Here is a 22,230-nt window from a genome sequence, read left to right as displayed (position 1 = left end):
AAGATTTAATTTAATAAATGAATGATTGGTCTTTATAATGAACTATCTTTTACTAACCAATAATTTCATATTTATAGCTTTTTATATTTTTTGCAACAGCGTTGTTTCGTCTTATTTAATATTAGCTAACAGTAATTGTCTTTCTTCCAGATTTAAAAACTCAGTTTTATTAATGCTAGAATCAAATAAGCTTAATATTTTTTTATATTTATTAACAAGCTCTTTATTTAAGGTTTTACCAAATCTCCTCGGTGGATTTATAATTTCTTGGTTAGGTAATTGATCATATCCTGATAAAGTAATACGTTGTCCATAGTGAATATCAATGATTTCATTAAATTGCAGGGGTTGAACAGAAGAAAAATCTTGAGCTTTTATAAGTTCGTCTACAGGATAGACTAAAGGTTTTTCTGTGCAGAAACTTGTATACTTTATTAATGTTTTTCCACTAGCTATGTAAAGAGCTTTAATGATTGGGAATATATCTGTATTTAAAGGGCGATAATGTCCGCTATTATTTGTAATTCCTACTAAAGTACCTTCTTTAAATTCTAAGGTACCGGTGGCTAATACCTTTTTTCCATTAGCTAAATAAGAATGGTGTAAGGTTTGGTCACAAAGTAATTTAGGAACTTTTTCACATGTTAAAACAAAATTATATTCACCATCTAAGAGTTCATCTTTTCTATTTTTAAAAGCAAAAGGGGAGGTGAGTTCAACTAAATAATCTTCCTGCCTCGCCGCTCCTATATATTCATTATGAAGCTGATAGAGTTCCAATAAACGCATTGCTTTTCTTTCGAGCTTAAATTCAGGTTTTAAAGAAATATTAGTATTCATTAATATTCCAAAGAAAACAACAGAGTCTGGGTAAGGAGTCTTCAGCAGAGACGTTTTTTGCTTTTTAGATGGTTTAACGATTGAAGTCTCACCTCTTTCATGACGATTTTCTGATTTACCAACTTTATTCGAATCATTCTGTTTAGTTGTAGTATTATCAAAAAATTTAGGCATAGATAAATCGTGTACTATAAATTTTGCACATACTATCACTCTAATATTAAGAAATTATTAAGTTATTTAAATTCATTTTGTCAATAAGTACTGGGGAGGAGCATTCAAGAAACTCTTTCTTATAAGGACCAAGTTTAATTACCTCTAAAGACTTAACCTTCTTAGTTTAAATAACGTGCGTTTTAAAATAGTTGCTTATTCTAAATTATCTCTTAGACCTTGTAGCCTAGACTTTGTATCATTTATTAATGGCTCCTTATAATAAGATTGATATTAAATTTTATCAGAAATGGTCGTTTATGCTACTTTGTAATTTTTAAAATATTATCGTTTGTAAGCGTCAATTAATTGTGAATAAAAAATTATAAAAATTTAGGAACTTATGTAACGCAATCGGGAAAAATACCCTTTTTAATTATTAAAGATGCTACTACTCGTCACAGAATGCGGAGACAACATTAGCGTAATTTTATATTTTGTTCCAAAAGATGCGGTGGCGTTGTATTTCTCGATATAAAAAACCAAGTGGAAACAAAACCTATGCCTAAACCGATTACTGTATTAATAAAACGCATAGCAATTATTTTAAAAGAGATACCTTCGAGTGGGTCGGTAAGAAGCATAATACAAACAGCAATGGCCAGAGTATTTGCGGCTTTTCCATATACAGTATTAATAACCATAAGATACCCACAAAAGAAAAAAGTTATTGAGACAGGAATTAGGGTAAGCCAAAGATGTTTTCCAATTAAAAGTGCTGAAATTGTACCAATCATTGCTGCTAATACATGGGCTATAAATCTTAGCCATATTTTTTCTTTCACGTTGATTAGATTTTCTTCCATAATAAATAAACAGCAGATTGTTACCCAATAACCTCCAGGGTATTTAAAATATAACCAAGGCAAAAAAGTGAGGCTTGAGGTAAGCCCAATTGCTAAAGCAGTTTTAGTTAAATACTTATTCTTAGACCAATTAAATAACAGCTCTAAGTTACTGACGAATTCTACTGTCAAATTTTTCTTGATGGGTTCTTTTTTTTGGAAAAAAAGGCGAAGGAGGGCGTTGACTAATAATATAGCTAATATTCCAGCAAATACATCCAAGACTCGATGAGTGATAATGGTTATTATGGGTTCAGATTTATTATTAATAGACAAGATGATGATGACCGTAATTCCTACAATAATCCCAAAATAACTAATGAATGTACGTTGAAGAGAAAGATAGCTGCTCAATGAAATAATGATAAAAAAACACAAAATTAATATCAAAATATTGTTGCCTGCAATTAAAACAGATAGATAAGCAAGGATGGCACCAATCAATGTACCAACTCCACGGGCAATAGATTTAAGGGAAGTATGAGTCAATCCGGGCCTTGTTACTGCTGCCACGGTAATAACAGCCCAAAAACCGTAGGGCCAGGGAATAACAAATGAAAATATACAGGCTATAATACCTGCAAGGGTCATTTTGATTGCAGTCAGTAAAGCAGATAAAGTGTTACTTTTCATAATTGAATTGGTAAAGGAAGGATAATATAAAGACTAAATATTGTTATTCTTCAAATAATTAAACTTACTATCAGAGTACGACGGTGTCAAAACAATATTATAAAATTTGCCAAAGAGAATTTTGGGAAGGAAATTAGCATAGCTTAATAAATGTTGGGCCTCCTGTATCTTAAAAAAGATCGTTACTGTTGTTTTGGCTTTGTGGTTTTTCTATTCCTCATTCATGCCATTAAACATTACCCTTAAATTTATAAAATCTTACTCCAAGTTCAAAGAAATCATTGACTTCTTGAAGTACGTTGTAGGTAGTAGAGCGACCTTAGACCTCTAGCTATAAAATGCCTATTGATCTTAGGCAATTCTAGTATCTTATTTATAGTAATATAGTTCTAAATACAAATTCACCAGAAATACATATTTACAGGCAGAAGGGTGGTATTGTAGAAGATAGTTGGGTGGTTATCGCCTTATTAATGGATAAAAAGAAATCTAGAATTATTAAAAAAGGCTATACCTTAACTGCTAAGGAGCAGCAGTTGATTAATAGCTTAAGTGAAAAGCATTATTTTCACATAGCTAAAAATATACCAGATAAAGTACCTCATTCCACACACATCTAAACTTTGTACAAGGTAGTAATAAAAGCAGGAAGCCATTAACTATGCATGATCATATAATTATTAGTAGCTTTAAAAAAATACTTAATCTGATTAGTAAACAGCCTGATAGCTATACTTCGTCTTCTTTACTTAATCAATCAAAAAATAGCCAGATTTTAAAAATAAGCCGTCCTTTGTGTATTGCGTCAAGTGGTGGCTCAGGGCATATTTCAGCAATGATGGGTATTATCGATACACTAAAAGCATCTAACAATCCTGTAGTGTTTCCTCAATATCAAGCAAAATTAATTGGACGAAAACCAAAATCTTTTAAAAGTAAGCTTGTTCGTTTATGGATCCATTTAAGTTCAATTGCGGGAATTGGTTATCTCATCAATAAGCTATTGCATTTTTTTGGTGTTCTTGAGTTACCTGATGAAAAACAATTTTTGCAGGAAATGAAAAAAATTGAAAGGAATGAAAAGGATCCTAATAACCCTACGCAAGGGCGCCAGCGTCCATACGTGGACTTCTTGTTAGATGTACATCCTCAAGGGTATGAATCAGTTGCTGTCGTTAATGTGCTTCACCGCCAGGAAAGGTTTGATGACATCAAATGGTTAGTTAAACATAAAAATTTAAACACGCAACTTTATTATAAAGAAATTTATAATTATTTTTTTAATTTACTTATTCAAGCTGCTGAACAAGGCCAAGCTTATACCGAAATTATTTCAACCCAACCGACAGAACTAGGTCTTCTTTGTGATGTAGTGATTGCTTATAATAAGTATATAAATGAAAAAAATAAAAATCGCACTCATCTACTTACACCAATTTCTATACACCAATATTTAACCGACTTACCTACGACAGGTTGTGAACACTTCCTTAGTACATTGGCTAAATTAACACCTAATCAAAAGGCGCAAATGCATGTCTACGCCGTGAATTTTCACCTTCCCACCGTTTGGCCTTTTATTGGTCAGGATAAAGACTTTCAGGGTATCCACAATATTAAGCCACACCAAAATCCAATGATTCGAGCGGCATTTAAAAATAAATCTTTAATTAACTATCTTGATAAATCTCAAAAATTTAACTTAGAGATTGAATTGAATAGTGAAAACAGCTCGCTAAACCAAACATCAAATTCAATTATAGATAACATTGTTATACCGCCTCATGCAAAAGTAGCTTCAATCATGCTAAGCTCTGTAGCTACTGAGGCATCTATTGATTATGTACAAGAATTATTAAAAAATAATTACGATAAAATTTTTCTCTTTGGTGGCTTGCAAGACCATATTTATCAAAAAATTCAAGCTATTATTGCCAGCTATCCGCCGCATGAGCGAGATAGTGTCGCAAGCCGCATTGTTTGTTTAGGAAAGCAAAATGATACTAATATTGCTCCAATAATGGTGCGTAGTAATTGTATCGTTATTCGGGGCGGGGGGTTATCAGTCATGGAACAAATGGCTATCCCACATCATCCCAATCAAGTCGTGTTTATTCATGATGCAATTAATATCGATTCAAATAAAAAGCAAAATGGTCTAAGCTGGGAGGATGGTAATACTAATGAATTAATTGATTTTTTAAGTTCTTTAAATATTTTCGTAAAAAGAACTTCTCCACAGCGCTTTTCTAATGATTTATGCTTAAGTGCGACAAAAGAGTTACTCATTGATCCTAATGACAAGCCGTGCCTAGAGCCGGCGTTATCTTTACACGATAATCATGCTTCTTCGTCTTCTTCTAATATCCCAATAATAGATAAAGCAAAGAAATTTTTTACCTTAAGTAAGTCGTGTTTTAATTTTTTTTCATTGTTTTCACCTGGTGCACCAATTAAGACTGAAATGAAAGATGCAGCTGAGTGCGCTTCATATAAAATAGAATTGATTTAAGACACAAATTTAACCATTTGTTTTCAGCCACGATTGTATTTTGTAAGTTATAAATTATTAAAGGTTAAAACAAATCGCATAGGAGGAACGAGAAAAAAGCATTAAATTTTTGCTTCTTGAAAATACCCGTATAAGATCAAATATAACGCGTGAATTTTAGACTTTACTTACTTTTCTAAAAAATTCTATACAAGTGCAAGCTACTCTTGCAATCTCAGCTTTCTGTGAGAAATGGAATTTACCAAATTCCCCCCAGAGCAAAAAGTATAAAATATTATCTAATAGGTTAATTAATAGTTTTGCTCTGTTGAAGAATTGATAGTAGTTATAATTTACTCAATTTTCATCATATACTGTACTAACCTGTAGCGTTCAATAAAACCTATTCCATTATTTTGATTTCTATATTCCTTTGTAATTCACTTAATGCAAATTGACATAATCTATATTGTAATTTTCAATAAAAGAATCTCAAAAAGGGTCCGGCCTGTTGCAAAAGGTAGCAGGTAATTAAATGGAAATGACATATGAAAAAAACTATCCGTTTAATATTGATAGCAATAGCGGCCATATAAGCTTGTATTTGCCCGTTATGAATACCACGGAAATGTGCTTTTGCAAGCCTATGGTAGTTTTTCAACTCATTCATCACATTTTCAATTTACGCCAATCTTTCTACTAGTTTCTGTTTGAATAAGGCTGTCTGCATATCTAATGTAACCTGTTGCAATAAGTGAAAATGAGTATGTCTTGAGATTACTCGAATGTCTTGGTTTTTCTTTTTAGATGCCTGGCAACTTGTTTTAATTGAGCAATCTCGACAATGCTTTACCCTAGAATGGTAAAGCACATAATCATTATCTAATATTTTTCCAGGGTTAAGCTTATGATTGGCTGGACAACGATAGGTATCGTTGTTTGCATCGTAGTAAAAGCCAGGTGTTATGGTTCTTTGCGCTGTACCACTACGGGTATTAAATAAAGGAATATAAGTGGTGATATCCATTGATTTGAGTGTTGAAATGATATGCCCATGAACCATGGGCGCGATCAGCGATGGCTTCACTAATGTCATAGTTTAAACCTGATTTGATAGTATCAAGCTGCTTAAGGTAAGGCTTTGAGTCATGAATAGCACCTGTGGTTATTTTAATGTCTAAAATAACGCGACTTTGGCTCGTTGTGCAGACATGCGCTTTATATTTTAAGGTGCGAGGTGAGCCCTTTTTAAAGGCTAAACTTGCATTAGGATCGGTTTTACTTTGATGAGTTTTATTAGAGACAGTTCGTTTAGTAAGTTTAACACCTCGCTCGCCTTGGCTCGCATCTTTACTGCCTGATTTAGATATAAGTGAATTAAGAGACGCATTCGCTTGAAACAAGGTACTATCCGTCATCACACTTTTATTGTTAAGTAAACCCGCTTGCTCACATTGCCTTAGGATTGCATTAAAAAAGGACTGAAAAATAGTAAATGATAACCGCTTAAAGAAACGACTAAGCGAAGAATGACTCGGCACGGGACTGCCCAACGCTAGCCCGCAAAACCAACGGTAACTGACATTGCATTTTACTTCTTCTATAAGGCGTCGGTTTGAAGGTATTGAAAATAACCGATAAGCAACATACGAAAACACAGTTCTGGCGAGATAGAGGGCCTACCATTATTGGCACTATAGCAAGGTGCAGTTAAGTCATTAACAAAGGAAAAATCAACAGCTGATTAACTTTCTTTAATAAATGAGTTGGCGCAATCAGGTTATCTATCATGAAGTTATTCGAATTAATTAATTCATTCCTAAATACACCTTGCATGAGTTATTACAGCTGAGTTAAGAGCTGCTGATTAGCTCATACCAATCTCAGTGTGTAAAGTTCTTTCACCTTTTGCAACAGGCCGGGTCATTTCTTGAGATTATTTACAAACGACCCAGTTACATTTTTTGCACCTGTTCTAATATAGGCGAGCTCATTTCATTTTATTACTTCTTTAATTAAATCTACCAATTTAGGAATTCAACATAACTTGAAAATAATTTAAGGAATTTGTTTATTTCTACGAATTATTATTAATCCAATTAAGCCAAGCACAATACCAGAAACTAAGAAGCTTATATCCGAATAAAATTGTCCTGCCAATGAAGTTCTTTGTATGACATGGTGTAATTTTAAAATTAGATGATCAATTGTTCCTTCAATGATGTTAAAAAGCCCCCAACCAAGTAATAACAGGCCAATGAAATGCTTTCCTGAATAAATTTCTTTATTATTTAATCCCTGCCATAATAAAAAAATACCTATTACAGTACTTATCCAAGTAAACGCATGAAATAATCCATCCCAGAACATATTAATTTCAAGGTTGCGGATCGTGTTTGGGAAAAATATATTTGAAAGCATATTATGAACTTGCAAAATTTGATGAAAAACAATTCCATCAAAAAAGCCACCAAGGCCAATACCTAGGAGAAGCCCCGCAGCAAATAAAGGTTGTTTATCATTCATAATTAATCCCTGATAAATGAAATCTTACCGTGATAAGCGGCATAGATGATCAAAAAAAAGCATATGAAGGGTAGTAGTGAGTAAAATAAATAAAGCACAAAATTGGAATTAAAAATACCATCTCGAACTTGCTGCCCTGTTTCAGTCAGGCAAATTGGACAAGCAAGTGAAAATTTTGTAGCTATTGTACTAAAAATAAAAACTAGGTTTTGAAATACTTTCATTAACTATCCTTATTTTAAGTAGAATTTATGAGATAACTCAAATTAACTCTTTTTTCATCTAAAAGCTAGGAAGATTAGATATAAGTTGCCCCCAAAAAACTGTTAATTTATGTAATTTACTACCTAATTAGGGTTAAGTTATAGAAAGTAGAAATGCGAATTAACATCTAAATTAAAAATTAACCTTAGCTCGGTTTAGGAGTACTTTAAATAATTGACATCCTATTTAAACGATCAATTTAATATGTGGATGGTTGGCAATTACAAGGAAGTATCCTTCCAGTCAAATATTAATTAAGCAAATAGGCTAAGACCGAATGAGCCCAGAAATTAAGATATAAAATTAAGTTGCTAAATTATAGTTAAGAAAAAAATGTAGCCCACTTCCTACGACCACTAAAACATGAAAGACTTCATGATATCCAAAGACACTAGGAAAAGGGTCAGGCCACTTAAAAGCATAAATTATAGCGCCTAAGGTATAAACAATACCGCCTATTATTAATAGTTGAATATTTGTTGTATCTAATGACGCTTTAATTTCGGGATAATAGAAAATTCCAATCCAACCCATAACAACATAAAGAAGCGATCTTGTCCATTTGGGCACGTGAGACCATCTGGTCGTTATAAATATACCAATTACCGCTACTAACCAGATGATAGATAAAAGATGTAATCCAGAAGTATTGGTTAACTTAAGCAAACAAATAGGGGTTGCTGTTCCGGCTATTAAAAGAAAAATAGCAGCATGATCAATACGTCTCAGTAATAAATATTTTTGTCGGCTCCACATGCGCGTATGATAAAGCGCACTTATACCATACAGCCCAATAAGACTAAAACTATAGATTATATTAGCGCATATAGCGCGAGCGCCATTACTGTAAAAAATGAGTATAGTGCATGCACAAAGAGCGATAAAAAATGTTGCTTGGTGCAGATGTCCTCGAGCTAAAGGTTTCATACTTAATAGTCTATAAATGTTTAAATTAAAAAGGTATGTCGGGATGGAAATTACCTGGAGTTTATAAGAGATAATATCCTTATAAGACTCATTACAGCAACATAGTATACTCATGCATGTTGAAATTTCTGCTGCTTAAAGAATTTCATATAAATATATATACCTTTTAAATATTTGCATATATTTGTGCTTCCTTAAGTCGGCCGTGTTGCAAATACTATTAAAGATAAGAAAAGTTAAATTTTAGGTAGATCTCAATTGTAAATTCTGAACTGTTCATTAATAAAGGATACTTCAATTCTAGTGCCACCTAACCAGAAATTGAATTGTCCTTTCCTAAACATGCGCAAGATTTCAAACCTTTTGTTAGTCGCATAGGCGGTTTTCATCGATTGAAAGCCTAAGGTTGGATTAATGAGCCATTTAAGTTTGCCATAGTCAGCTTCTAAGTAGTTATTACGATATTTAATTTGGTGGTGTTTGACTCGCTTAGCTAGACTCCATTATAACTTAATCTTTATTTTTGCAACGCAACCAAATTTACATTTTACAAGGCTTCCTAAAAATGGGAGTTACATAAAATGTAAGCCTTAAAAAACGTTCGTTTTTTGAGATCTCCTCACTTAAAGAGTTAAAAACACTTATGAGTACTTTAAATTTTCATAACGGAGTATTTCTTGAGTAGGGACTCTATAGAAGAGGCCCAAAAAGGGTTATTCTGAATTTTTTGGTTGTTAACTTTTTGTTATTACCCAGGTAGTAAATTATTATAATTAAAGATATCAGTTTTAATTTGATAAAACTCTAGTTGCTCCGAGAGCATAAAGGTTACCTAAATAGCTTAGTAAGCTTACTACAATTTAGTGTTAGGGTAATAGTTAAAGCTTAGTTTTTAAACTACAGTTATCTGGTGCTACCATCTGTAATCCCTCTTCTCTTGCAATTCGTAATGCATAGGCATGATCATCTGCAATTTGCTTTTGCTCTTCAGGTGAAAGCTTGCCAATTCTTGCCTTTTCTTGATCAAAATCTTGTTCTCTTTCTGTTGCCTTTGGCGCTTTGCTAATCGCTAATTGAATTGCTTCCTGCTGTACTCTTACATCTTCTTGATAATTCCTGCTAAATATACTTAGATCCCGTATGGGTCCTTCGTCAACTGATTTAATAGAGCTTAATGACTCCGTATTATCATTGTCTTCTAGCTTTATAAGTTTAAGATTAAAGAGTGCCTGCGCAAAGGCATTATATAAACAGTTTCCATCCCCTTGTGTTTGAGAATCAACATACCAGTGTGTGTTGTCATTATTATATAAATGTATTGTCTTAGCATCGGAATCATTCGAACGATATAAACAGATGGGCTCTTGCTTTATGCCATGTGCTACAGGAGTTACAACAAGATTAACATTATACTTTTCTGCTAAAGCAATTGCTTCTATATAAGTCCCCCATGTACCTACTTTTTTCTGCTCATTTAAAAAGTCTTTATATTTACCTAGCCCAGCCGCTAAATATTCTCCCCTGAAATTCCGTGCAACAACTTGATTACTTTCATCAAGGTGATCAATTGCTTGTTTACGCAGTTTCTTATGATAAAAATTTTGAATTATAATCTGTAATGAAGACATCGCTTACCTTCTAAATATAAGCCTTTTAATAAGAGTAATTGTATCATAAATAGTCTTATTTGATCAATATTTAAACACTAATATCTCATTAATAGTAACTAAATTAAGAAAAAGCTACTTGATAAATTGTCTCTAGACTCTATTATTATTCTAGCTCTAGGACGGCAAATGCGTTTCGTAGATTTGTCTAGTTCGATTAATAATAGGGTTGTAAAGAAATCCTTTTTGGCAATGCTGCTAAGATTATTTAATATATTAATATCCTTACTTAAACCTCTTTGTCGTTGCTGATTTTCGTTCTTAGCGAAGCTAGTTGCTAATTATATGTAATGGTGGGCTATTAAGTATTGAACTTATATAGGCTTTACTTGCGTTATAAACATAGGGAAAATTCTGCTTAAAAAACTTGAGGAGCGAGTTTAAATAGACAACAATAGGGTACAAATACCGTATAGAACTGGCTGTTTAGGTTGAGTATGGTTAATTGGTTCGAATCAAAATATTTATGAAAAGGAATAGAGGAGTAAGGATGAGGATGTTCATTAATAAAAATAAAATTACAATTTTAATGGCGTTCACAATTAATTTTTTTACTCTAAATACAAGTTTTGCTATTCATAGTACGGTTAAAGATGCAGAGCAGCTAAAAAATAAGATTATTTATAATGAACGCTTAACCTACAAAACAACCACTAAAACAATTATCCTCCCTGTTAGTCGAGGTTTCGATCAAAAGGAAACTTGCCTGTGTTGGTCTTATGCTTTTTTTAATGCGCTAGAAACATTATATTTAATTAACCATCCTGATCTTAAGTTGGAAATTTCGCGTGGTGCAATGCAATACATTAATTTACAAGATCGAATCGATTTAAAAATTGATGGAATTGAAGATCATTTAAATCCAGAAGTTTATAAAAGATGTTGGGCAGAAGGAGGCACGCCACTATCAGCTGCATACCTTTTAAAAAATTATGGCGCATTACCTTATGATGAATATCATGATGTGATTTCACCTCCTAATTACACTAATTTGTATTATTCTATTTTTGTGGATAATACTACACCAAAACAAAAAAGAGCCCTCACTGATTCTTTATTACCCTTATACTTTGGTTACGATATACCGGAGACAACGCATTTTAATGGTCAAACGTTAAGTAGATTGGATTTTGCATTACAAATATTGCCTCAGGGCACATGGAACACTTATGCAATAGCTAAAGACGGAAAGGAACATATTGGCAACGGTTTAGATCCAGACGCGCGACGCAGTGAACAAACGCATTTTATAGTAAGAGATAAATTAATTCATAAAATAAACCAATCGCTAATGAATAATCGTCCAGTAATATACAGCAATAATTTACACGTTATATTAATTTATGGAGCTGATTATGATAATCGTTATCAGCCGATTAATTTCTATATTAAAGATACTTATCCAGACTATTTTTATAAAGCAGACTTTGAAAAAGTAATGGATAATATGATGGAGATAACTATTCTAGAAGATAATTAAAATAGGGTTCATTCACAGCTTGATTGCTAAAAGGTCATTTTTTTAAGACTGGTATAACAATATAGGCTTAAAATTTTTTAAATTTTAAGGCAGGTAGCATAAGTGATTAATAAATTACCTTTTAAGAATACCAAGGGAATTAATCTAAGGATATGATAATGTTATATTTTTTAAAAAGGAGTACTAATGTATAAACCTGGATTTTATAAATCAAATGTAGAATTAGATGAGAAAAAGGTTTCTGAAGAAGCGCTTAAGAATAATAAAAATTTGAATTTGCATAACACGTCTAAGCCTTTAATCTCAGGAACGGTCAATCAAGATGTTAAAATACAGCAAACCTTTAAAGGTTCTACATTTACCGGTAACGTTGATGACATTTTAAAGCAATTTGCTATTCCAGCGGATGACAATCACATGTCTAACTTTAAGCCTTAGTTTCTAGAGCATTAATTTAAAAAACTCAAACTTATTTCAAAATACTATTTAAAATAAGTTTGAAAAAATTTAATAGAGATTTATCAACGAATTGGCCTAATTAGGAAATTGGGTTGAACTTATAGCTGTTAAATCAGTTGAGTTTTTATCGGATTTAGGTGTAGCATTTAAATTAAATAGAGAACCTTTATATTGTGATACAGGTGTATTTTGTGACTTGTCATTCTCAACCACACCTAAAGAAAGAAGCTTAGCTTTTAATTCTAGCACTTCATCTTCTAGCTCAGTAATTTTATTCTTTAATTGTTGATTCTCGGTTTGTAGAAATTCTTGTTGGCTAGTTAATCGATCAACTATTTGTTTATTATTTAATTGAATATTGCTTAAATTAGAAAGAATACTGTTAGTGCTGGCGTTACAGTCTGTGCTTGTTGAAAACGCTCCCAAGCCTCTTTAATAAAATCTAGAATTTCATAAGGTACTTCTTGAGCTTTAGCATATTCATAAATGTTTAAATATGAATCACTATCTTCATGATGTATTATCATATCTAATTTAGCATTCCCTTTGGTAATAAGGGTTTGAGCAATGTTGGTTTTTTTAGAAAAAATATGATCAGGTCCATCAATAGCTTCTAACATTTTAGCCAATTTTTTATCATAAATATAAGTCATGCCAATTTCTTCAGGTGTATATTGCATTCCTTCTATAACTAAAATTTTATGTAATGGTGTAAGTCCCTTGTTATTACGAATAGTTGCATCAGCGTTGTGTGTAATTAATAAATCGACTGCCTTTTCTTTTTTTCTTTCTACAGCATAGTGCAAAGGCGTGTTTTGATCTTCATCTTGTGCATTGATATTTGCGCCTTTGTTCAGAAGCATTGTCATAATATTAAGGAATTCATTGACAGACGCGCGATGTAAAGGGGTTTCGTTATCTTCGGTTGCTATAGTTGGGTTTGCATTATTATTTAGTAAAAAATTAACCATTTCCTGTTGGTCTTTTTTTACAGCAGAAAAAAGTAATGTTCTACCTTTTCTATCCTGTTCATTTACATTATTTCCAGCTTTTAAATAATCTTGTACAGTCTCTATATCCCCGCGCTTAGCTGCCTGAACAATATCGCGTGCTATTGGCATTTAAAATCTCCAGTATTATTAAGTGATTAAAATAAATTCTTTGTGCCTGCAATGGTAGCATGATGTGCTTATTAAGCAATTAGTTAACTAGATGAGTTAACTACAATTTAATTAAGATTAGGGCAATGTGTAAATTATTGAAATTTACCTAACATAAATTATTCAAAACAGTATCATTCAGATAGCTGATACCATTAAATTTTATTTGGTCAACTTTTTCTCATGTAATTTTGGGGAGTAGCTAATTGTTTTATTACGACCCGTACTCTTCGCAAAATAAAGTGCTATGTCAGCCGCTTTCATTAGAGCTATTAGGTTATCGCCATCGGCAGGATAGGAAGCAATCCCTATTGATATTGTAATAGGTCCTAAATTGTATCTGGGAAACTTAAGCTTGGCTACTTTTTTATGTAATTGTTCTGCGCGTTCGATAGCAACCTCTTTTGAAGAGTTAGACATAAAAAAGAAAAATTCTTCACCGCCATAGCGGCAAGCAAAATCATGAGAGCGAATAGAGCTGCGTAGTAGTTGTGCTAAAGCAACTAAGACAGCATCACCCACGTCATGGCCAAAATGATCATTAACGCGCTTAAAATAATCAATATCTAATAAAACGATACTAAGTGGTAAGGCATGTTGTTTGGCATGTAATAACTCATCTTGTAGAGTGCTCTCCATATAACGTCTATTATATAATCCTGTTAAGGGGTCATGAAAGGAATGCTCTTGTAGCTCAATCCTTAGCTTAATATTAGAAATACCCAGCGCTATTTGCTCACTTAATATACCTAGTAATACTCTTTGATTTTCACATTCATGGGGATTGATTTTTTGCTTATTATTTTGTTTTACATAAAGCAATCCTTGCACTGTTCCTTGTATGGATAAGGGAATACAAAAAAGAGGCTCATAGCTTAGGTCAGTAGGTGAGACATGCTCACAAATTGGGATGTCAGTTATATTGGTTATCACACGACTAGTTTGTTGAGCTAGAGCAAAACAAGAATCCTTTTTAAGCGCTTTGATTTTCAACTTGATATCTCCCCAACAGAGAACGCTTATTAATTCTTGAGAAGTAGAGGAATAAGATAAATATAAAACGCCAGAAGTATGAGGTAAGAGGTGCGTCGCACAGTTCGCAATTAATCGATAAGCTTCTTTTAAGGTTTGGCAGCTAAGTAAATGAGCACTTAATTCACGGAGTAATGAAATTTCTTTGTTTCGCTTTTTTAATAAAGCGACATTTTCCTCTAGTCTTTCTCTAGCCTCTTTCGCTTCTTTTTCCGAAAAAACTACTTTTCTTACTAAAGGTAAAATCTGCAGATAAAGAAAAATTAAACTGCCACAAATAAATAAAATAGCAACGGGCAGAACGTATTTTAACTGTTGCGCTATAGGTTTATAAATTTCTGCCGTATCAATTTTTAAGGTGAGCCCTAGCGGCATATGAGGAATATAATTATAAACGGCAATCACCTGATGACCCCGATAGTCACTGGCATGAACAACACCTTTAAGTCTTGCTAATGCATAACTCATGGGTAAGGGCTTAAAATTAGTATACAAATCGACGGTAAAAACTTTTTGAGTAAATCGATTAGGAAAACAAGTCGCTAATTTAGAAGAGGACGCGACACACATGCTTAGTTCCCTGCTTGTATTAGGGACTTGATTATCTTTAAATATACGATTAATCCCTGTTAAAGGAACCTCCCCAATAAACGTAGCCAGTTTAGATTGAGGCACACCAGCATTTAAAATAAATTCCCCTTTGAGCCAAAAGCCATTCTTCCAAATTAAATTTATCTTTTCCGGGAAATTTAGAGGAATAGATAGAGGCGGTTCGCTACTTAAATGTCCCTGCGAATAAATAATCTCTCCTTGCTTATCTTTCAATTGAAACCTTACTAAATTATTAGGTTTTAAATAATTTAAAGCTTCACCTAAACGAGTAATATTTATAGGTGATTTCTTTATTTCATTTAATAAAAGTGGATTAAATGCTATTTTCGTTAACGTTTGTTTGGCACTGTTAATCTCATTAGAGATAATACTCGTTTTCTCTTGCAGATTATCTTGTAAGGCTTGTTCTACGGCGGCAATATTCATGTATGTTAGCCATGCAATACCCCCTAATCCGGCAATCATACTAATGCTTAGTAAAATAAGGCCGGTAATTAAAATGATTTTCTTATCTTCTTGTCCCTGGTAAAAATCTCTATACCACTTGCTGCTAGCCCAAGTTGCCCACCATGCAAAACTTGCAATTAAAAATCCAATGGCTGTATGTACGGCCATCCGAGTATAACTATACCACCTAAATATAAATTCAAGTTTTAAGCTATAAACAAGCAAACCTAATAGGGCAATTAATAGAATTAAAACAGTTAATAATTGAATAATAATGGCAGCTTTCCTATGTCTTCCATAAGGCATAATAAAACCTATAATAGAAATGAGTAGAAAACCTAGAGAGGTATTGGGTGCCATACGACCAGGCGTTGGGTTAGGATCTTCTAACCAAGGCTTGATGATTATTTGATCCGTTCCTAAATTATAATGAAACAAATCTTGTGACAACGTTATCAAGGCAATAAAAAAAATAATAGAGCTTAAAATATTTTGAGTAAATCTTTGATTTTTAAAAAAATAATTAGAATTGATGATTAAAAGTCCGGTCAAAATAAAGCATAAAGCAGTATTAAAAACCATCCCAACTAAACCTGGAATCAATTGTACCATTTTTGGAATGTGCGCGAGCCAGCCAAAAATGACTGTGCTGCCTAATAAAATAAGCAAAATAGAAAAGAATACAGCAAGTAAACGTTCCTGTTCCTTCATATGCTGTTCCTAGCAGTATACATGATTCAAGATTAAAACTACGCTATGTTTACGTGATGCGCTTTTTAAAAATAAAAAATATATGATACCTGAAATTATAGAGCCAAGTAATATGTCTCCTTTAACTCTAGATATTCAATGAGACAGAGCAAAAGAAGCGACTAAATTGATATAAAAAGCGATATTCTATATGTAGGGTTGCATTGCGCTTTAAAGTTGTGTTTTTGTAGCCTTTATATCTTTTGCAACAGCACCAAAAAACAAAGGAAAGACAAATATAATGATATTAAAAATAAGAAATTTCTTTAGTACAGAATCTATAAAAGAAAAAATACTTTCTGGGTCTTTGTCAGAAAGCCAACTCTTTGTCTATTTTTACCTTATAGTTATGTATGACGCGTTAGGGTTAACCCAACGGTGTTTATCAATGATCGGGAGACAAGCAACTCCTGTAGACTTAGTTAATATATGGGGATATTTCATCATAACAGGCGTTGGTCTTTTGATTCTATTTATAGCAAATGGTGCTTCAAAAGGCAGGAATTTTGTGAGCAAATTTTTTGCATTTTCTTTTACGGTTGGTTATAAGTATGGCATAGTTCTAACCCTATTGGATACATTATCAATAGTTGGCTCCTCAGCAGCCAATCAAATATTAAAAATAACGATATATTTAATTATTAATTTATTAATGGTAGCAAACATTGCTTTTCGCATATACCAAACTAGATAGGGTAATTTTTTTCAGAATGAGGATTAAAATCAGTTTTAGCAATTAAATATAAGTACATTACCTAACTATATAAAAGCATAAGCGCTTTATTTACATTAACTTGACAAGCCTCAAATTTTTCATTAGAAAAGGTTGATCCCAGCCTTGCTGTAAATTAAGTCAAAATTCAGGCTCTATACATAGGACATCAGCCAAATTAAGAGCGGTTTCGGGTGTAATTCCTTACTTACCATGAACAATTTAATTGAGTTTAGCATAAGTCTATTCTAAAAGGGCAGCAAACGCCTTTTGAGTGAAATTCATAAGAGTTATTAATTACAGAGGATGATAGATGCCTAATTTGTATTTTAGGAAAAATACATCTAACTTTAAGTTTAGACTTGAAAAAAATTATTTATAAAAGGAATATCAAAATGTCAAAAAATGAAAGCTTTAAAAATGAATCGCAAGATGCTCGCCGTAAAGATGAACACAATGCCGTACATCCTAATGAAGCGCATAAAAATTCAGATAAATTAAAAAGAAGTTCAAATAAATCTTCGCAAAAGAAATAGAGGCTTGAAGGAGGTATTCGGACTTACCTCGATTTTAGAATTATCAATTCGAAATTTATTTAAAAGATGGTGTCTAAATATTGTAGAACTGATAATAACTTAGGGCCATGCCGCTAAGAAAATATATGCTTAAATTTTCTAATTAATAAAATTTAATAAATCTTCACCAACTCGCAGCCTTGCTATATTGATAAGTCCATGCCATTCACCTTCATATTCTATTAATGTTGAGTTTAGAATGAGTTTAGGCGCTATTCTAGCTGATTTTTCAATAGGAACGATAATATCATTTGTTCCATGTATGAAAAGCGTAGGACAAGTAATACGCGTTAAATCATCACGAAAATCTGTTTCACTCCAAGTTTGTACTAAATCAATCGTTGCTAACGGCGATTGGTAAAGGTGATAAGATAAAGTTGTCTGTACATTTCTATAAATTGACGTGCATGAGAGAATAAAATTATTCCTTGCGAAACGCTTTCTAAATATTTTTAAACTTATCTATCCCATTGATTATTTAATTCCCCTTTTTGTGGTTCATTTTGAATTATCTTGTTTTCATGATTAGATGAACTATAAAAGCTTTTCTTTGGAAGGGAGCTTAATAATTGAAAGGTAAGAAGTTTTGATAAATTAGGGTCATTTTTCGAAATAAGATCTATAGGTACATTGCCTTGTTTATTTTTCATACTTAAAGCCTTATGTAAGGCTCTATTAATATTATTATTATTTTTTGCTAAATTTAAAAGAGGCTCTATAGCATTAGATGCTTGACTAGCTATCATATGTAAGGCATTCCATTTTTCATTATTTGAAATAGTTAAAGTCTTAGCAATACCTAGAGCGAGTGAGGCATCTTTTTGTGCCAAACTAAATAAATTTTCTAATTCGTTTGGTGCGTAGCGAGCAATTACTAATAATCCACTCCAATGAGTTTTATTTTCTTTAAAAATGGCGTGGCTTAAAGCTGTAGCTAGTTCAGGATTTTTAAAAGCTAGTTCAATAATTTTTTGTAGTTGTGCGGGCGCGTTGCGAGCAATAATATGTAAACCACCATTTTCTATTAACTGAATAATTCCTGCAGTATTTAGCTTATCAAAAAAATCAAATTTAACTTGGTTATCTGCTCTAAATGACACGAATTGTAAGGCTACTGCTTCATTTCTTAAGCATAATTTGATTTCTCCCACACATTGTTCTTCTGTATCAAAAGATTTTGTCATTGCCTTAATGGTCTCATGTGAATAATTAGGGTTATATACAACCCATTTCCCATTTTTATAACTTACATTTATAGCATGATCTTCGCCATGTCCAAGACAAATATTACCTGGAAATTGTTGTCGGTGGTTTTTTAAAATTGCAGCTAGTTCTGTTGTCGGAAAATAACCGCCAATAATATCTCGGCTCTGAGACCATAAAAGCTCTCCATTAATCATGAGTTCAAAGATTTTTTTACTGGGATCAAAGTAATGAACTTGATGGATTCCTTCGGGTAAAAAAGCTTTGACAGATATATTAGCCTGAGCATGCTCTGTTGCAACTTCATTTAATACCATTTCAAATAAATTGCCTAGCGTTAAAGTTCGGCATGGCGATTGATGATTTTTAGGTAAAAGATGATCTAATTCTACAGTTTTGTTTAATGCTTCAAAATCTTTTGGTTTCCAAGTAGCTACTTGTACAAGTATGGTTTTCCACCATGGCCCGTATCCTGTTTCTGAAAAAGCTGCTTCAGCGACTGATAAAGCAAAGCATTTACCTGCGGAGGTGAGAAAATCTTTTAATTGGGCCACATGCCTTCTAATTTCAACTTGCTTCACAATAGAAATTTCACGTGGTAAATTTTGCGCTGCAATTTCTTTACATAACTGCTCTGCTCTGTAATCGAGAAAAAGAGCAAGATTTTCTTTTATAATACGCTGAGTCATTTTTAATTTATGGCTATAGATTAGTTAAATTATAGGCAAATTGATTAGAAAATGATAATTAATTAGTCGAAAATTTTAATAAACGCCTAAGTTCGATAATTTTGTTAAATTTGTCAGAAATAATCTGTCAGTACTTCACTCATGAATATCACAGTTCAACATAAGAGTTTAAAGGATTTCTAGGTAGATTCCAGCGCCCAGAATATATTAAGAGCATCACTATATTCAAGAGGCTTAATAATATGTCCCCGTATGTTTAATGACTCCATAGCAAGTTTTTCTTTGGTGGTATAAGACCCTGTCAAAACGAAAACTTGAATATCTATAAAAGCTAAGTCAGCACGCAATGCCTGTAAAAATTCTATACCATTCATTTTAGGCATGTTGATATCTAATAAGATGACTTTAGGGTAAATTTTTTCTTCACCATTTTGTCCATAGAGTTTGTCTAGGGCCTGCTTACCATTTGAGGCAATAGCGATTTTAAGCTTAGAATTCAATTTATTGAATGCACGTTTTACAGATTGAACATCAATTTCATCATCTTCTACACACAAAATATCGATATTGGGATTAATAGATTTCATTCTTTCCTCATCTCCTAGTGACTAATCGTCGCTCTCAGATGTAATTATAGTATTATATACTTTCTTTATTGCTCAGGATCTCTAGGCCAAGTAAAGTTAAATCTCCTTTCTTTGCCTAATTCAGACTAAAATTAAATATTCCCAGCTTGAAATTCAACAATTTGCCAGCCCAGGCGATAGATTTTTATTAATTTATCAACTGGGAATAGAGTTTATTGCCGCCTTTTATGGTTGTCTTTATGCAGGTGTTATCGCTGTTCCTGTTTATCCACCTGCAGAGAAAAAATTAGTAGATAAACTACAAGCCGTTATTGAAAACTCAAGCCCTAAGCTTATTTTATCGAAAGGAGAGATTGTCGACCAAATAAAAAAGCTAAAGTACATAAAAGCCTTAAAAAATATTGCTTTTGTTAATTCTTTAATGAGAAATTTTTTAAAAAATGCAAACGAATTAACTCAATGGGATTTTCATAAATTTAAATGGATTAATACAGAGCAATTGTCAGATAATCTAGTACATGAATTTAAAGAAATAATTATTAAACCCGAAAGTATCGCATTTTTTCAATATACTTCTGGCTCAACAGGCCACTCAAAGGGTGTTATGATTAGTCACTTAAATCTCTTGAGTAATTTAGAATTTATTAATCAATATCATCAGGCTCGACCAGACACAGTAATTATCATCTGGCTACCACCATACCATGATATGGGATTAATTGGTGGCATTCTATATCCAATCTTTGTGGGTAAACCTGTTTATCTAATGTCTCCACTTACTTTTTTACGTAATCCATTTACTTGGTTAAAAGCTATCACTGATTTTAAAGGAACCACCACGTCAGCGCATAACTTTGCTTATGCGCTTTGTAATAAAAAAATTTCCTCTGAAATGAAAACACAACTTGATTTAAGCACAATGCATTTTTTTCTTAATGGGGCAGAGCCAGTTAAGGCGAATATTATCAATGAATTCAGTCAGTAATTTGCAAGCTGCGGCTTTAAAAAAAACATGTTTATGCCATGCTACGGCTTAGCTGAAAGTACACTTATGGTTAGTGGGCACCCAGGTGTTATTGTACGTCATTATGATAAGGAAGCACTTCTAAAAAATCAAGTCTATAAACGAGAACCTAATGACGAGAAGGTATCAGCTATTGTTGCATGTGAACAAGCTGTTCAGGACTTACTAATTGTGAATCCAGAAACCAAAATCCCTTGTACCGATAAGCAAATCGGTGAAATATGGCTATCTAGCGCTAATATTGCAAAAGGGTATTGGAATCAATAACAAGCAACTAAAGATTGTTTTCAAGCAAGCCTTAAAATATCTGATGGAAAAAATTATTTGAGAACAGGCGATCTTGGTTTATGGGCTGTTCTTTGTTATGGGTCGAATAAAAGATCTCATTATTATTCATGGTTATAATTACTATCCAAGATATTGAGCATTCAGTTGAACTTAGCCATTCTGCGATTAAACATGGTGCCTGTGCAGCTATTACAATTAATGACGATGACGGTCAAGAATAGCTTGCCATTGTTGCAGAAATTAATAAACAGGACTATGAACAGGATTTAAATGATGTGATAAAGGCCATAAGAGAGCAAGTTTTGCAAGATCATTCTTTATCTGTATATCAAATTGCCCTCATTCCACAGCGATCGCTCCCCAAAACAACGAGTGGCAAGATAAGAAGAAAAGTTATACAGAAAAATTTAGAAGAAAAAAATTTCGAGTATAAAATACTGTGGCGTGATAATAAAATAGACCAAGATCAGATTAGTAGTGACATAGAGAATACAGAAAATGCAATAAAGTGTAGTCTAAGCATTTTTGATAAACAATTCCGTGATAAAATACATGAGGAGTTAAGTAATATATTAGATATAGAAGTAGATTCTATTGATGATGATAAAAATTTTGCTGAATTTGGCTTAGATTCGCTAATGGCCGTGGAGTTAGAGGCACGCTTACAAGATTATCTTAAAGAAACTTGTCCGTTGCCAGCGGCTACTGTTATTAATCATCCGACGATAAACTTATTAATTTCACATATAAAAAAAATAAGAAAATCAATAGATTAAAAAAATGGTAATAAACTGATAGAAATTTGC

21 protein-coding genes and 2 pseudogenes are annotated in these 22,230 nt (G+C 32.7%); 9 read left to right on the top strand and 14 right to left on the bottom strand.

Features of this window, described 5'->3' with window-relative positions; genetic code table 11:
* Window positions 1–111 precede the first annotated feature (111 nt).
* Together DYH30_RS10975 and DYH30_RS10970 are read right to left on the bottom strand one after the other, a co-directional pair.
* Complete coding sequence (locus tag DYH30_RS10975; RefSeq protein ID WP_115331703.1) at window positions 112–1,014, bottom strand: hypothetical protein; 903 nt, start codon at window positions 1,012–1,014, stop codon at window positions 112–114.
* Between the two features lie 458 nt (window positions 1,015–1,472).
* Window positions 1,473–2,531, bottom strand: a complete 1,059-nt coding sequence (locus DYH30_RS10970; protein WP_115331702.1) for an FUSC family protein — start codon at window positions 2,529–2,531, stop codon at window positions 1,473–1,475.
* A 661-nt stretch (window positions 2,532–3,192) separates the two neighbouring features.
* Here DYH30_RS10970 and DYH30_RS10965 point away from each other — a divergent pair.
* Window positions 3,193–5,043, top strand: coding sequence for a hypothetical protein (locus tag DYH30_RS10965; protein ID WP_115331701.1), 1,851 nt, complete (start codon window positions 3,193–3,195; stop codon window positions 5,041–5,043).
* Window positions 5,044–5,704: 661 nt separating this feature from the next.
* On the opposite strand, the gene DYH30_RS18815 is transcribed toward DYH30_RS10965, so the two are convergent.
* From DYH30_RS18815 to DYH30_RS10935, 7 genes and pseudogenes are all read right to left on the bottom strand, one after another.
* Window positions 5,705–6,049, bottom strand: coding sequence for a hypothetical protein (locus tag DYH30_RS18815; RefSeq protein ID WP_479724373.1), 345 nt, complete (start codon window positions 6,047–6,049; stop codon window positions 5,705–5,707).
* Entirely contained in the window at window positions 6,018–6,563 is a 546-nt protein-coding gene (locus DYH30_RS18810) for a transposase (RefSeq protein ID WP_479724374.1), read from the bottom strand. Before DYH30_RS18810 ends, DYH30_RS18815 begins: the two co-directional genes overlap by 32 nt.
* Before the next feature lie 21 nt (window positions 6,564–6,584).
* Window positions 6,585–6,703: pseudogene (locus DYH30_RS18805) on the bottom strand (transposase); the annotation flags it as partial.
* Window positions 6,704–7,080: 377 nt separating this feature from the next.
* Window positions 7,081–7,548, bottom strand: coding sequence for a DUF2243 domain-containing protein (locus DYH30_RS10955; protein ID WP_115331700.1), 468 nt, complete (start codon window positions 7,546–7,548; stop codon window positions 7,081–7,083).
* 567 nt (window positions 7,549–8,115) lie between these two features.
* Window positions 8,116–8,739 (bottom strand): PAQR family membrane homeostasis protein TrhA, encoded by a 624-nt coding sequence (gene trhA / locus DYH30_RS10945; RefSeq protein WP_160116199.1) that lies wholly within the window; start codon window positions 8,737–8,739, stop codon window positions 8,116–8,118.
* 254 nt (window positions 8,740–8,993) lie between these two features.
* Window positions 8,994–9,239 (bottom strand): annotated as a pseudogene (locus DYH30_RS10940) (DDE-type integrase/transposase/recombinase); the annotation flags it as partial.
* A 378-nt stretch (window positions 9,240–9,617) separates the two neighbouring features.
* A complete protein-coding gene (locus DYH30_RS10935; RefSeq protein WP_115331696.1) occupies window positions 9,618–10,367 on the bottom strand; it encodes an OTU domain-containing protein in 750 nt (249 codons plus the stop codon).
* Window positions 10,368–10,902: 535 nt separating this feature from the next.
* Between DYH30_RS10935 and DYH30_RS10930 the strand changes: the two genes are divergently transcribed.
* Together DYH30_RS10930 and DYH30_RS10925 are read left to right on the top strand one after the other, a co-directional pair.
* Window positions 10,903–11,886: a hypothetical protein gene (locus DYH30_RS10930; RefSeq protein ID WP_115331695.1), complete on the top strand. Its 984-nt coding sequence runs from the start codon at window positions 10,903–10,905 to the stop codon at window positions 11,884–11,886.
* Window positions 11,887–12,072: 186 nt separating this feature from the next.
* Window positions 12,073–12,324 (top strand): hypothetical protein, encoded by a 252-nt coding sequence (locus DYH30_RS10925; RefSeq protein ID WP_115331694.1) that lies wholly within the window; start codon window positions 12,073–12,075, stop codon window positions 12,322–12,324.
* Window positions 12,325–12,420: 96 nt separating this feature from the next.
* Here DYH30_RS10925 and DYH30_RS17980 read toward each other — a convergent pair whose 3' ends face one another.
* The 3 genes from DYH30_RS17980 to DYH30_RS10910 all read right to left on the bottom strand — a co-directional run bounded on the left by DYH30_RS17980 (window position 12,421) and on the right by DYH30_RS10910 (window position 16,307).
* On the bottom strand, window positions 12,421–12,771 hold the full coding sequence (locus tag DYH30_RS17980) for a hypothetical protein (protein ID WP_115331693.1): 351 nt from the start codon (window positions 12,769–12,771) through the stop codon (window positions 12,421–12,423).
* Complete coding sequence (locus DYH30_RS10915; protein ID WP_115331692.1) at window positions 12,708–13,466, bottom strand: ankyrin repeat domain-containing protein; 759 nt, start codon at window positions 13,464–13,466, stop codon at window positions 12,708–12,710. Before DYH30_RS10915 ends, DYH30_RS17980 begins: the two co-directional genes overlap by 64 nt.
* 201 nt (window positions 13,467–13,667) lie before the next feature.
* Window positions 13,668–16,307, bottom strand: a complete 2,640-nt coding sequence (locus DYH30_RS10910) for a sensor domain-containing diguanylate cyclase (RefSeq protein ID WP_115331691.1) — start codon at window positions 16,305–16,307, stop codon at window positions 13,668–13,670.
* Between the two features lie 280 nt (window positions 16,308–16,587).
* On the opposite strand from DYH30_RS10910, the gene DYH30_RS10905 reads away from it, so the two are divergent.
* Together DYH30_RS10905 and DYH30_RS18135 are read left to right on the top strand one after the other, a co-directional pair.
* On the top strand, window positions 16,588–17,040 hold the full coding sequence (locus DYH30_RS10905; protein WP_115331690.1) for a hypothetical protein: 453 nt from the start codon (window positions 16,588–16,590) through the stop codon (window positions 17,038–17,040).
* A gap of 413 nt (window positions 17,041–17,453) precedes the next feature.
* The gene (locus DYH30_RS18135; RefSeq protein ID WP_165482112.1) at window positions 17,454–17,594 is read left to right on the top strand and encodes a hypothetical protein; all 141 of its coding nucleotides are present in this window, start codon (window positions 17,454–17,456) and stop codon (window positions 17,592–17,594) included.
* Window positions 17,595–18,091: 497 nt separating this feature from the next.
* Here the strand turns inward: DYH30_RS18135 and DYH30_RS10900 are convergent, their stop codons facing one another.
* Window positions 18,092–19,525, bottom strand: a complete 1,434-nt coding sequence (locus tag DYH30_RS10900; RefSeq protein ID WP_115331689.1) for a hypothetical protein — start codon at window positions 19,523–19,525, stop codon at window positions 18,092–18,094.
* Between the two features lie 179 nt (window positions 19,526–19,704).
* On the bottom strand, window positions 19,705–20,112 hold the full coding sequence (locus DYH30_RS10895; protein WP_115331688.1) for a response regulator: 408 nt from the start codon (window positions 20,110–20,112) through the stop codon (window positions 19,705–19,707).
* Between the two features lie 100 nt (window positions 20,113–20,212).
* On the opposite strand from DYH30_RS10895, the gene DYH30_RS10890 reads away from it, so the two are divergent.
* The 4 genes from DYH30_RS10890 to DYH30_RS10880 all read left to right on the top strand — a co-directional run bounded on the left by DYH30_RS10890 (window position 20,213) and on the right by DYH30_RS10880 (window position 22,200).
* A complete protein-coding gene (locus tag DYH30_RS10890) occupies window positions 20,213–21,097 on the top strand; it encodes an AMP-binding protein (protein WP_115331687.1) in 885 nt (294 codons plus the stop codon).
* A 27-nt stretch (window positions 21,098–21,124) separates the two neighbouring features.
* Window positions 21,125–21,403: an AMP-binding protein gene (locus tag DYH30_RS18645; RefSeq protein ID WP_115331686.1), complete on the top strand. Its 279-nt coding sequence runs from the start codon at window positions 21,125–21,127 to the stop codon at window positions 21,401–21,403.
* Window positions 21,404–21,531: 128 nt separating this feature from the next.
* Window positions 21,532–21,645: a fatty acyl-AMP ligase gene (locus tag DYH30_RS18580; protein WP_147285959.1), complete on the top strand. Its 114-nt coding sequence runs from the start codon at window positions 21,532–21,534 to the stop codon at window positions 21,643–21,645.
* Between the two features lie 54 nt (window positions 21,646–21,699).
* Window positions 21,700–22,200: an acyl carrier protein gene (locus tag DYH30_RS10880; protein ID WP_160116198.1), complete on the top strand. Its 501-nt coding sequence runs from the start codon at window positions 21,700–21,702 to the stop codon at window positions 22,198–22,200.
* Window positions 22,201–22,230: the final 30 nt, after the last annotated feature.

This window comes from Legionella busanensis (genome assembly GCF_900461525.1).
Lineage (GTDB): Bacteria > Pseudomonadota > Gammaproteobacteria > Legionellales > Legionellaceae > Legionella_C > Legionella_C busanensis.
This window is presented reverse-complemented; position numbering and strand designations above follow the sequence as displayed.